At 49.6% G+C, this 13,113-nt stretch carries 10 protein-coding genes; 9 read left to right on the forward strand and 1 reads right to left on the reverse strand.

The genetic code is table 11. The annotated features are described in order from the left end of the window. The first annotated feature begins 2 nt into the window (after positions 1 to 2). The 6 genes from C2I18_RS27285 (at position 3) to C2I18_RS27310 (ending at position 8,570) form a co-directional block, all read left to right on the forward strand. Positions 3 to 884 carry a sugar phosphate isomerase/epimerase family protein gene (locus tag C2I18_RS27285; RefSeq protein WP_249898835.1) on the forward strand — a complete coding sequence of 294 codons (882 nt, stop codon included), beginning with the start codon at positions 3 to 5 and terminating at the stop codon, positions 882 to 884. Between the two features lie 9 nt (positions 885 to 893). Further along, positions 894 to 3,203: a glycoside hydrolase family 3 N-terminal domain-containing protein gene (locus C2I18_RS27290; protein WP_249898836.1), complete on the forward strand. Its 2,310-nt coding sequence runs from the start codon at positions 894 to 896 to the stop codon at positions 3,201 to 3,203. A gap of 155 nt (positions 3,204 to 3,358) precedes the next feature. Beyond that, positions 3,359 to 4,678 (forward strand): glycoside hydrolase family 125 protein, encoded by a 1,320-nt coding sequence (locus tag C2I18_RS27295; RefSeq protein ID WP_249902267.1) that lies wholly within the window; start codon positions 3,359 to 3,361, stop codon positions 4,676 to 4,678. A 140-nt stretch (positions 4,679 to 4,818) separates the two neighbouring features. Then, entirely contained in the window at positions 4,819 to 5,367 is a 549-nt protein-coding gene (locus tag C2I18_RS27300; protein WP_249902268.1) for a DUF2441 domain-containing protein, read from the forward strand. A 561-nt stretch (positions 5,368 to 5,928) separates the two neighbouring features. Next, positions 5,929 to 7,737, forward strand: coding sequence for a methyl-accepting chemotaxis protein (locus C2I18_RS27305; RefSeq protein WP_249898837.1), 1,809 nt, complete (start codon positions 5,929 to 5,931; stop codon positions 7,735 to 7,737). Positions 7,738 to 7,856: 119 nt separating this feature from the next. Then, positions 7,857 to 8,570: a gamma-glutamyl-gamma-aminobutyrate hydrolase family protein gene (locus C2I18_RS27310; RefSeq protein ID WP_249898838.1), complete on the forward strand. Its 714-nt coding sequence runs from the start codon at positions 7,857 to 7,859 to the stop codon at positions 8,568 to 8,570. Positions 8,571 to 8,610: 40 nt separating this feature from the next. Here the strand turns inward: C2I18_RS27310 and C2I18_RS27315 are convergent, their stop codons facing one another. Beyond that, positions 8,611 to 10,308: a glycoside hydrolase family 13 protein gene (locus tag C2I18_RS27315; RefSeq protein WP_249898839.1), complete on the reverse strand. Its 1,698-nt coding sequence runs from the start codon at positions 10,306 to 10,308 to the stop codon at positions 8,611 to 8,613. Between the two features lie 235 nt (positions 10,309 to 10,543). Between C2I18_RS27315 and C2I18_RS27320 the strand changes: the two genes are divergently transcribed. The 3 genes from C2I18_RS27320 to C2I18_RS27330 all read left to right on the forward strand — a co-directional run bounded on the left by C2I18_RS27320 (position 10,544) and on the right by C2I18_RS27330 (position 12,929). After that, positions 10,544 to 10,693 carry a lmo0937 family membrane protein gene (locus C2I18_RS27320; RefSeq protein WP_249898840.1) on the forward strand — a complete coding sequence of 50 codons (150 nt, stop codon included), beginning with the start codon at positions 10,544 to 10,546 and terminating at the stop codon, positions 10,691 to 10,693. Between the two features lie 157 nt (positions 10,694 to 10,850). Next, on the forward strand, positions 10,851 to 11,915 hold the full coding sequence (locus tag C2I18_RS27325) for a phosphotransferase enzyme family protein (RefSeq protein WP_249898841.1): 1,065 nt from the start codon (positions 10,851 to 10,853) through the stop codon (positions 11,913 to 11,915). Positions 11,916 to 11,948: 33 nt separating this feature from the next. Continuing rightward, positions 11,949 to 12,929, forward strand: coding sequence for an aldo/keto reductase (locus C2I18_RS27330; protein WP_249898842.1), 981 nt, complete (start codon positions 11,949 to 11,951; stop codon positions 12,927 to 12,929). The last annotated feature ends 184 nt before the right edge of the window (positions 12,930 to 13,113 follow it).

The following is a 13,113-nucleotide window of genomic DNA, read 5'->3' on the forward strand; positions in this document are numbered from 1 at the left end:
GAATGGCTATATCGAATAGAATCGGTGTTATTGCTGACAGCCTCGGCTATGATCTGCGCGGAAATCTTCAGGCGGCCAAACAGCTTGGCGCAGAAGGTGTGCAATTATGGGCCATAGAAGGTGAGATGGATCCTGCCCGCCTTACTAAGGAAGACCGGGCAGCGCTGAAAGCCTTTCTGGAAGAGCTGGGCCTGAAGCTGTCGGCGCTGTGTGCGGATTACGGAGGCCGTGGCTTCAAAGACCCTGCCGAAAATGAATGGAAGCTGGAGCGTTCGAAGCGCGCCCTGGATCTAGCCCTGGATCTGGGCTGCAATATCGTCACAACCCATATCGGAATCGTGCCGGAGAGTCCGGAAGACCCGGACTATAAGGTGTTACAATCCGCATGCAGCGAGCTTGCCGCATATGCTTCCAGGCATCAGGGCTATTTTGCAGTTGAGACCGGTCCGGAGCCTGCGGCGAGACTGAAATCCTTTCTGGATTCACTGGATTCCAAGGGAATGGCCGTTAATTTCGATCCGGCCAATATGGTGATGGTGACCGGAGATGATCCGGTACAGGGTGTGTACACTCTGCGGGATTATATTGTCCATACGCATGTGAAGGACGGTATCCGGCTGCGCGAAGTGGACCCGCATGAGGTCTACGGACTGCTGGACCATGAAGTGATCGCGGAGATGGGCGAAGGGGGAGCAGGATTCCGCGAAGTCCCGCCAGGAGAAGGATCCGTTGATTACCCGGCCTATTTTGCCGCGCTGCAGGATATAGGGTATACAGGTTATCTGACGGTTGAACGGGAGGTTGGGGATACGCCTGAGGCTGATATTGCAGGAGCAGTTTCGTTTATCCGGAGTTTCCGCGAACCTGCGCCGGAGAGGAGCTGAAGATCATCCATGGATTATAAGAACGCGTCTCTTCCGATAGCCAACCGCGTCCGTGACCTGCTTGACCGTATGACGGAAGCGGAGAAAATCGGCCAGCTCATTCAGCCGTTCGGCTGGAAGAGCTATATCAAGCAGGCAGATGGAACAGTCATTCTGACGGAGGAGTTCAAGTTACTGGCCGCAAGCGGAGGGGTCGGGTCACTGTACGGAACACTGCGAGCCGATCCCTGGACCGAAGTTACCCTGGAGAACGGCCTTTCCCCCGAAGATGGGGCTGCGGCGGTCAATATGATTCAGCAATATGCCATACAAGAGTCCCGGCTGGGCATTCCGATTCTGTTCGGGGAAGAATGCTCGCACGGGCATATGGCAATCGGCGCTACAGTATTTCCTGTGCCGCTTAACGTGGGCAGCACCTGGAACCCGGAGCTGTATCAGGAGATGTGCCGGGCTGTCGCGGCCGAGACCCGGGCGCAGGGAGGAGCGGCTACTTACTCTCCGGTGCTTGACATTACCCGCGATCCCCGCTGGGGCCGGACGGAGGAGACCTTCGGTGAAGATCCCTATCTGACTGGCGAGCTTGCTGTTGCTGCCATGAAGGGTCTCCAGGGTGAATCACTGGATTCACCGGACAGCATCATGGCTACACTTAAGCATTTTGCCGGGTATGGCGCTTCCGAAGGCGGACGGAATGGAGCGCCGGCCCACATCGGACTGCGCGAACTGCATGAGGTCGATCTTTATCCTTTCCGCAAAGCCGTAGAAGCCGGAGCCTGCTCAATCATGCCTGCCTATAATGAGATTGACGGTGTACCCTGCACCTCTAACCGCTATTTGCTTGAGGAAGTGCTGCGGGGAGAATGGGGTTTTGACGGGTTTGTAATTACCGATTGCGGTGCTATTGATATGCTGGAGAACGGGCATAACACGGCCGCGACCGGTGAAGAAGCGGCAGCAGCTGCGGTTCAGGCCGGGGTCGATATGGAAATGTCCGGGGGCATGTTCCGCAAACACCTGGCTGAAGCGCTGAACCAAGGAATCGTCTCTACCGAAGAGCTGGATCTTGCAGTCAGCCGGGTGCTGGCAATGAAGTTCCGCTTAGGCCTGTTTGAACGTCCTTTCGCCGATCCCAAGCGGGCTAAGGAAGTCATAGGCAAAACCGAACATAAGAATCTTGCCCGCCGGGTAGCCGAGGAAAGCATAATTCTGCTTAAGAATGAAGGGGGTACACTGCCGCTGAGCGCTAACACCGGAACCGTTGCTGTCATCGGGCCAAATGCTGACGCGCCGTATAATCAGCTCGGTGATTATACCTCCCCGCAGCCGGAGGGCAAGGTGGTTACAGTCCTTGAGGGTATCCGCAATTCGATTGGAACAGAGCGGAAGCGGGTAATGTATGCGCCCGGCAGCCGGATCAGGGAGGATTCACGCGAGGGATTTGCGCTTGCACTGGAGACGGCGGCCGCAGCCGACGTTACAGTGCTCGTGCTTGGCGGATCAAGTGCCCGCGATTTCGGCGGCGGTGCCATAGATCTGCGCACAGGTGCCTCACTGGTAACGGATCATGTCTGGAGCGATATGGAATGCGGGGAAGGGATTGACCGGTCTTCACTTCATCTGCTCGGTGCCCAGACGGAGCTGTTCCGGGAAATCCGCAAGCTCGGCAAACCGCTTGTAGTCGTCTATATCAATGGCAGACCGGTTACCGAGCCGGAAATAGATCAGCAAGCCGATGCTATTCTCGAAGCATGGTATCCAGGCCAGGAAGGCGGAAATGCGGTTGCCGCCATTCTATTCGGAGAGGTAAATCCCTCCGGCCGGTTGCCGCTGACACTGCCGAAGGATGTCGGGCAGCTTCCGCTCAATTACCATTCCCGCAGGACCCGGGGCAAACGTTATCTGGAAGGTGATTTATCTCCACAATATCCCTTTGGCTTTGGACTAAGCTATACACAATTCGAGTACAGCAGCCTGCGGATTGAGCCTGAAGTCATCGGACCGGATGAAGAGGCGCTGGTATATATCACCGTGACCAACAGCGGCCGTGTGCCCGGAATGGAAGTGGCCCAGCTCTATCTCACGGATCTCGCTGCCTCCGTGACCCGGCCCGAAAAGTCGCTGCGCGGCTTCCGCAAGGTGCATCTGCAGCCTGGCGAAAGCCGTGAGCTGACCTTTCCGCTGAACCGGGAGCATCTGGAGCTGGTTGGCCTGGATCTGCGGCGGGTCGTAGAGGATGGAGAATTCGTCGTCAGTGTCGGCTCCCATTCGGCCAAGACGATCAGCGGGCGGCTGGCTGTCCGTACGAAAGAGGTGCAGTAACTTTGGAGCAATTCAGACTTCCTTCTATTGAAATACCTGCTCTACCGCTTCCCGCTGCGGTCCGGAACATCCTGGAGGAAGCGAAGGACAAGCTTGCAGAGCGTCCCGGGCTGCTCCGGCAGTTCCTGAATTGTTTTCCGAATACTCTGGAAACTTTGGAGCAATTCAGACTTCCTTCTATTGAAATACCTGCTCTACCGCTTCCCGCTGCGGTCCGGAACATCCTGGAGGAAGCGAAGGACAAGCTTGCAGAGCGTCCCGGGCTGCTCCGGCAGTTCCTGAATTGTTTTCCGAATACTCTGGAAACCACAACCAAACTGCTGGATGACGGGACCACATTCGTGATCACCGGTGACATTCCTGCCATGTGGCTGCGTGACTCGGTGGAGCAAGTGATGCATTATGTGCCGCTCGCGAAGGAGGATCCGGAGCTGCAGCGGATCATATCCGGTCTGATCCGGCGCCATGTAAAATACATCTCCTGCGATCCCTATGCCAATGCGTTCAATGCAACGGCAAATCATTGGCATTGGAACGCCAGCGATGAGACAGAGATGTCTCCATGGGTGTGGGAACGCAAATTCGAGCTGGATTCACTGTGCTTTACGGTCCGCCTGTCTTACGCTTATTGGCAGGAGACGGGCCGGCATGATATTTTTGACGGGGAATTCAAGCAGGTATTGGAAGCAATCGTTAAGGTATGGAGAACAGAGCAGCGCCATGCTGAGGATTCCGGCTATACTTTTCACCGCCGGAACTGCCCGGCGAATGATACACTGCGTAATGGCGGCAAGGGAATGCCGGTCAATTATACGGGGATGATATGGTCAGGCTTCCGGCCGAGCGACGATGCCTGCGATTATCATTACAACATTCCCTCCAATATGTTCGCAGCGGTCAGCTTAAGCCAGATGGGAGAGATTGCTACATGGATCTTCCGGGATAAGGCGCTGGCGGCGGATATAGCTCTACTTGAAGAAGAGGTCCGGCATGGCATTGAGCTGTACGGCAAGTTCCGCCATCCCGAGTACGGCCTTATTTATGCTTATGAAACCGACGGCTTCGGCAACTACAGCCTGATGGATGACGCCGGCACGCCGGGGCTCCTGTCCATTCCTTATCTCGGCTTTGCAGAGGCAGAGGATGAAGTATACCTCAACACCAGGCGCTTCATTCTGAGTAAAGAGAATCCCTATTATTATGAAGGAACAGCAGCCAAAGGCATCGGCAGTCCGCACACGCCTCCAGGCTATATCTGGCCGATGGCGCTGTCCATGCAGGGACTTACCGCAGCCTCGGATGCGGAGATGCTGGAGATGATCGCACTGCTGGAAGCCACAGATGCCGGTACCGGGTATATGCACGAGGGATTTCATGCCGATGATCCGCAGCGGTTCACCCGTCCCTGGTTCGCCTGGTCCAACAGCCTGTTTGCTGCGCTGGTCTATAAGGCGATGAAGCGGGATTTGTTGTAAAGCAAAGCAGTAATTCCGGCCTTCTGGAATTGCTGCTTTTTTACTTTATTGTGGTAAAATAAGTAAATAGTTATAGGAGGTGAGGGATTGCTTTGAAAAATAATAATACATATGTTTATCATCTTGTCACCGGCAGAAAGATGCACCCTGGACAAGTAATAAGCTTTAACGACAACATAAAAAACAATCTATATCACTTCTTTTATGAAAAGGAACGGTTAAATTCCAAGGGTGAAGACTTTATTCAAATTCTGCAAAGTAACTGTACGGAAGAAGGTTTACGGCTTAACAGAGAAAATACCGATGTAGCTCTTGCATACACCGGGCAGACCATCAGAGCCATTAGAGAAACGATCGTTGAAATGGTCAGGCTGCAAGAGTATCCTGAATACCCTTCCAGATTGTCTTGTTTATACGCTGCCAAAAGTTATGAAGACGCCTCGAAGTGGAAGGAAATATTTGATTCCTATGACCGGAAGGTTTTGCAGCTTGTTAAACTGCAGGTAACAGGGGGACTCTTCGAGGGTGATGCTAATCTGTTACCCAAAGAGAATGCCGTTTCTTTTTCGCAAAAAATTGAACAGGCCAGAGCCTATTGGAAAGGTAACAGCCGTCATGAGCTTTCTGAACTTTTAATTAATGGGGAAATTGAGGTAATAGAAGTTATCGAAGATTATGGAGTCGAATGAGGCGCCAATCATTTTTTCAAATATGGATTCATAATGGATCTGGTCAGTACAGCCATCTTAATTTTCTGTGGAATACCTTCTCTGGTGTTTATAATGGGATCCATCTATCTTTTTAAATTCTACTGGATTCCCAAGAGCTGGTTAGGTTACACCGGCATTTCCATGATCATGATTGTGCTTTTCTGGATTGCGGGATATTTATTTTCTTTTGCCTGGCGTGTGTAACGCACACTAATAATGCGGAAATTGCGAATATTTAGTGAAAAGCACTGCCGGTTTTTGTAAATTTAAAGATCATTAATGTAATCATGGATGACGTTTTTTCATCGCGAACGCAGTAATCAAATAAGTCTGTGATAAGCCGCATGGGAGATAATGACCCATGTGGTTTTTTTGTGAATTTTGCCCTCACCTTACAAACAGGAGGCCGATTCCTGGTCCGTGATTTATCAGTAATTTATCATTGGACAGGGCTAAACTGGACATATCCTTTCAAATGAAATCACATAACAACTGCTCTGCATCCATTTGATAGGCAAAGCTAACGAAAGAAGGTAGCAAATGAGTGATTTAGGCAAAACATCAAGCGAAGACCTGCATGTTCTTCAGCCAGAGACAAAGTCATTTATAGTGAAGCGGTGGTTCTTGTTCATGTACAACGTTTGGCTTGACCTGTCGGTCCGGTTAAAGCTGTATTTAATGATCTCCATCTGTCTCGTATCTTTTGCTGTAGCAATGATTTACATGGTTGAGACCGGTAAGCGGGACATCAATAATCTATCAACTGTGCTCTACAGTGTAACGATCCGCTCATCTTCGGATTTGTTAAATGCAGATAAAGACCTGCAGCATATGATGTTTGAGCATCAAAAATTTGTCTACACGGGTGGAACTGCCGGGTCTGAGGCATCCACTGCTTCCATAGAAGCAGTCATCCAAAAGACAGAAACGGCAAGGGCAGAGCTGGAAAAGTTGGGGGTAATGGATAATATCTATTATAAAGATACCGGTAAAACACTGGGCTTATTATTCACTGAATTAAATACTTTGCTAAGTGAATGGTCACAGGAAATCACTAAGCCCGCCGGTTCCAGACCATCTGAAGAAATATTGGACGGTCAGTTCGCAGATATAGGTGCAGCTATATTCAAACTCACCTCTTCATTGGAAAGCTACTCTAAAGTCCATATAATGGCGGCCGAACAGGAAGCTCTGCGTAAAGAGCGGTTTGGGTTCATCATGCTGTTTCTGGTTGTGGCGGCTACATTAATTTTAGCGGCGATGACCATCCGGCATATTGTAATAACAATACATAATGCAAATGTAAAACTGACCCGTGTCACAAAAGGGGATTTGACGGCAGCACCCGATATTATATATCCCAAAGACGATCTTGGACAATTATCCAGATCCGTAGATACTACAATCAGTGATTTAAGAAAAATCATTAACCTTATTTCAGCAAATGCTTCCATTACAGAGCAGGCTATGCAGAATGTAGTGTCGGGTTCACAAGGTGCATCAGGGAAGGCAGACAATGTAGTAGGCAGCATGGAGAGCATGTCCCTAAGTGTCAAAAGCCAATTTACTGGAATCACGGAAACCAGCCGGTCGGTCGAAGAAATGGCTCTGGGAGTTAACCGGATTGCCGCCAGTACTGCCCAGATTGCCGATCACTCTTCTACCATGCATGCATCGGCAGCTCTCGGAGTAGAGTCTATCTCATCTTTAATGTCGCAAATGGCCGGAATGTTAAAAGTAATTACTACTTTGGAGACAGTCATCTTGTCCCTCAGCAGCAAATCAGAGCATATGAATCAGATTGTATCCAGCATTACCGGCTTTGCAGAGGACTCTAACCTGCTCTCCTTAAATGCATCACTGGAGGCAGCACGGGCAGGAGAGCAAGGCAGGGGATTCCTGGTTGTCACAGCTGAAATGAGACGGTTATCCGACCACTCCAGACAAGCGGCCCGGGAAGTAAGCTCTATTCTGAATGATACTGTTGGTGATATCACTGAGGCTTCTGCTTTGATGCACGAGAGTATTGAAGAAACGAAGCGGAGTAACATGTCCGCACATGAAGTCAACACTGTTTTCCGGGAGATCATTGATTCTGTCACCTCTATAATGAACCAGCTGCTGGAAGCCTCGGCTGTTACGGAGCAAATGTCCGCATCCTCAGAAGAGGTTGCCGCAACCATGAATGAGTTATCTTCTGCTGCCGAATCCGTCTCCATGATGGTAAACTCCGTGAATTCCGCAGCGTCGGAACAGAAGGGGATCCTGTCAGAAGTGGTGCAGTCTTCGCACAATTTGAAGCAGGTCGTAGCAGAGTTAAGAGAGTCTGTTGACTCGTTCAGTCTATAAACCTGTCATAAGGACTGTCTCTTAGCCATGATAAGGCTGCTTAAGGCAGTCTTATTTTTGTACTGGTGTTATCTGCGGAGTCTCATTATAATTGTCCTATTATAAAAGGAGGTATGTTAATGAACAAGCCAATGATTGGTGTTTTGCCTTTGTACGACGATGAAAAAGACAGCTACTGGATGCTCCCTGGTTATATGAAAGCCATTGAGCATGAAGGCGGAATTCCGGTCATGCTGCCTCTGACCACCGATGCAGATACGATTGCTGCCCTGGCCGGCACTTTTGACGGATTCCTATTTACAGGCGGACACGATATTAATCCTGAGCTGTATGATGAGCAAGCAGAGGCGTTCTGCGGAAAGTTATGCGGGGAACGGGATATCATGGAAGTACAGCTGTTCAATCTGGCAGTGGAATTAGATAAGCCGGCTTTCGGTATATGCCGCGGACTGCAGCTGTTCAACGTTGCGGCGGGCGGGTCTCTGTATCAGGACATACCGGCCCAGATGGACTCTTTACATAAGATAAACCATAAGCAGAAGCCCCCGTACTCCCGGCCGGAACATAGCGTACATATACAAGAGAACAGCCTGCTCCACAACATTGTCGGGACAGAGGTGCTGCAGGTGAACAGCTATCATCATCAGGGAATCAAAAAACTTCCGGATTCATTAACTGCAGCGGCCACAGCTGAGGACGGACTTATTGAAGCAGTCGTTATGGAAAACAAAACATTCATTTTGGCTGTACAATGGCACCCGGAATTCAGTTACGAATCAGACACTAACAGTCAAAAATTGTTCTCAGCGTTCGTTAACTCCTGTAAAAGTTAAGAATAAACAACGGACCCTTCTCAACGAAGGGTCCGTTTCTTTACTTATTACGGCGGTATACAAGACCCTCATAAGGCTTAAGCGTACCCGTCCGGTGGCATGGAGACTTGTTCTCCTCCGGATAACTTCCGAAGAGGAAGGACGCGCCTTCGAGACGTTCGGCATCTTTGTCCGGGAGCTCCCAGTGTGCTTCTTCTCCAGTGAAGTTAAGGAGAATCAGCCATTCCTCATCCCCGTCATAACGCAGATAAGCAAAGATTTGCTCATGCTCCTCCAGCAGCACGTCGAATTTCCCATAGACCATTACCGGGTGCTCTTTACGCAGCCGTATCAGCTTTTTATAAAACTGCAGCACCGAATCCGGATCTTCCTGCTGGGCTTTCACATTGACTTCGCGGTAGTCGGGATGTACCGGCAGCCAGGGCTTGCCTTCCGTGAAGCCGGCGTTCGGACTGTCATCCCACTGCATCGGTGTACGACCATGATCCCGTGATTTCCGGCGGATACGCTCCATAATGAGCTCCTCGGGTTCGCCGCGCTCTTTTACCATCACATCGTAATAGGCATGAGCCTGCTGTTCATTAAAATCCTCAATCCGGGTCAGGCCGGGATGATTAGTCATTCCAAGCTCTTCTCCCTGGAGGATAAATGGCGTACCCTTTAACGTATGCAGCATAATAGCCAGCATTTTGGCGGATTCCACACGGTATTCCCCCTGATCGCCAAAGGTGGCCACCATGCGGGGCTGATCATGATTGCTCAGATACAATCCGAACCAGCCGCCCGGATCGCCGACATCCTTTTGCCATTGCAGCATAACTTTCCGCAGGTCGCTTAAGTCCCATTCCTTGCTCTGCCACATGTCCTCCTCAACATCCGAGAGCTTTGCCGCTTCAGCCGACAGCACCATGCTCAACTCCCGGCGCTCCGGTTTTGTGTACATCAGCACATCATTGTCATCCACCTTAGAGGTCTCACCTGCTGTGAAAATAGGGTAGTTCGAGAAGACCTTATCATTCATTTCACGCAGGATTTCATGGATGCGCGGCCCGTTCTTGGTATAAGGCTCGCCGTTCGCCTGGAGTTTAGTCTCCTCAGTATCCGGAAAACGCTGGTCTTTGGAAATCGAGTTAACCGCATCGACCCGGAACCCGTCAATCCCTTTATCCAGCCAGAAGGTCATCATCTTGTGCATCTCGGCCCGCAGCTCCGGGTTGTCCCAGTTAAGATCAGGCTGCCTGGAGTTATATAAATGAAGATAATATTCGCCGCTCGCTTCGTCAAAGGTCCAGGCGGGCTTGCCGAGATAAGAGGTCCAGTTATTCGGAGGCCCGCCGTCTTCAGCTGCCGGGCGCCAGATATAGAAATCACGGTACCGGCTGTCCCGGGATTTCCTCGCATCCACGAACCAGGGGTGCTCGTCCGATGTATGATTCAGCACCAGATCCATAATCAGGCCTATACCGCGCTTATGCAGTTCTTCCAGCAGCAGCTCCCACTGCTCCATGGTTCCGTATTCCGGCTGTATCGCGTAATAATCTTTAATATCATAACCGTTATCTACATTAGGGGATAAATAGATGGGAGACAGCCACACTGCGTCAATCCCGAGTTCGGCCAAGTAGTCCGCTTTTGAGATCAGGCCGTTCAGATCACCGACCCCGTCTCCATCGCTGTCTTTGAAGCTTCGCAGATAGACTTCATAGATTACATTTTCTTTCCAGTGTGTTTTGTGCATGGTCTGCTCCTTCCGCTATCATTCTCGTAGTTCATTACCCAAAATAACCAGGTTAAACCTCCGGTTTGAACGGATGAATTGGTTCCTTTGTACTAATAGCCGGACAAGAGAGAAGCAGGGGAATGAAGTCAGACCTAGTGCCTGAATGGACAAGGCAAAGAAGCATAAGTTTGATTTTGCCTGCATACGGGTAAAATAGATACAAATACCCCTAAGAAGAAAGGTGGTAATTCTTATGCTATGGGGCTTAATCGGACTGGTCATTGTAGTATGGCTGTTAGGTTTTATCTTTGATGTTGTAGGCGGTTTGATTCATCTTTTGCTCATTGTCGCCGCGGTACTTTTCGTGATTAATCTGTTCCGGGGACGTTCGAGGAATTTATAGCTTTCTGCAGGCATAAACCAGGCAAGAAACCACAGTCCTTATGTATATAAGGGGCTGTGGTTCTTTTTTTCTATAATCATTTTCGCCCGTACAGGTATAAGGAGAATCTGGTAATCTGGTTATAGAACATTCACTTAGTGAACAAAGGGGAGATTGCATGACCAATAACGAAGCTGCAAAAATCATTGAAACTAACTTTCTTACAGTAATATGCGGACTGTTCGGGCTCGAAGGCTATGAATTTGCACGGATTAAACCGCATGCCGAAGGCCGGAATATCGTTTACAACTGCGAGAAAACCGGAGCGGACCCCAAAATAATCAGAATCGCCTTCTTGAACGACAGGAGCCGGGAAGACTTGCTGGCAGAAATTGAATATATGAGATATCTTTTCGGGAATGACGGCAGTGTACCGGAGATATTCCGCTCTAAGCAGGGGAATCTGCTGGAGGAGATTAGACATCATCATCAATCTTTTTACGTCTGTCTGTTTGCAAAGGCCATAGGTAATACGTTTGCAGACAATCATTATCAATACCGTGAAGGTGCTGATATCACCGAATATTATTATAATTGCGGAAAAACACTGGGAAAGCTGCACCAATTATCAAAAGAATATACACCTGCCCACCGCCGGTATGATTTTTTTGACATATATAATACCCGTACTCTTGAGACACTGCTCCCCGGATCATTCCCTCTGTTGAAAGAGAAGCTCCAGGCGCTGATAAAATCGTTAGAAGGGCTGGAGCGCAGCCGGGAAACTTATGGCATGATCCATTTAGATTACAATGACGGGAACTATATGATCGATTTCGATACCGGCCGGATCACTGTATATGATTTTGATAATTCATGCTTTGGCTGGTATATGTATGACCTGGCTGATCTATGGAGAAACGGAACAGGCTGGATAGCAGGGGAGCCTGATGCAGATAAACGCAGATCTTTTATGGCTGATTATTTTAAAACTGCGCTGGAAGGATATAAATCTGAAACCGGCATTGAAGAGACGGCGCTTCAGAATCTGCCGCTATTTATTAATGTACTTTTAATGGAACAAATCCTGGATCAATTTGAGTATGTGCGCAGGAATGGCGAAGAGTATGAGTGCGATGAGGAACTCTCCTATTACATAAAATGCCTGGAAGATGGCATCCCCTATATGGGATTCTTTCATGACATTTACTCTTGTGAGGAGCCTTTTGAGTATGAGGCATGATAGGTTACCTGTGATTGAATGGAGGTATATTTTGTGGAATACATCAAGTTTGGCAATACAGGTATGGATGTTTCGCGGATTTGCCTGGGCTGTATGAGCTTTGGAGAGGTGCTGCCGGGAGGGCATCAATGGGTGCTGAATGAAGAGAACAGCCGTCCGATTATCAAAAGAGCGCTGGAGCTCGGCATCAATTTTTTTGATACAGCGAATGTCTATGCAAATGGTACCAGTGAAGAAATTACCGGACGGGCTCTGAAGGACTACGCCAACCGGGATGAGATCGTCATCGCTACCAAGGTGTGGGGACGTATGCACCTAGGTCCGAACGGCGGGGGATTGTCCCGCAAAGCCATTATGGGTGAAATCGATAAAAGTCTGAAAAGACTGGGCACCGATTATGTAGACCTCTACATCATCCACCGCTGGGACTACAGCACGCCTATCGAAGAAACCATGGAAGCTCTGCACTATGTGGTGAAGTCCGGAAAAGCCCGGTATATCGGCGCTTCAGCGATGTATGCCTGGCAATTCCAGAAAGCCCTGCACGTGGCAGAACAGCATAATTGGACCCGCTTTGTGTCCATGCAGAACCACCTGAATCTTATCTACCGCGAAGAGGAAAGAGAGATGCTTCCGCTCTTAAAGGACCAGAAAATCGCTTCTACTCCTTATAGTCCGTTAGCCTCAGGCCGCCTGATCCGCGACTGGTCCGAAACGACACACCGTTCTGAAACCGATCAGATCCAAAAAGCCAAATACGACTCCACAGCTGAGGCAGACCGGCTGATAATTGAACGGGTTGCATCTCTTGCCGAGAAGCGCGGCGTCCCCCGTATTCACATTGCACTATCCTGGCTCCTGCAAAAGGAAACAGTTGCTGCCCCTATAATAGGTGCAACGAAGCTGTCCCAGCTTGAAGATGCGGCAGGTGCGCTGGATGTGAAGTTAACGCCTGAAGAGATTATTTTCCTCGAAGAACTGTATGTTCCGCATCCGGTGGTAGGCGCCCAATAGGTTAACAGTTGTTTTGCATAAACGGTCTGGATTAATCCGATGAGCCTTGAAGAAGGGCCTGCTGAAAGCAGGCTCTTTTTGTGCAACGTTGTGCCAGAGGATTGCGTGAACATATCATCAAAGCAATAGTTATAGTCTGGATCATACGATTTAGATGTGCCATTCCCTCTGCAATCACCTGAGC

This window comes from Paenibacillus sp. PK3_47, from assembly GCF_023520895.1.
Taxonomy (GTDB): Bacteria; Bacillota; Bacilli; order Paenibacillales; family Paenibacillaceae; genus Paenibacillus_AQ.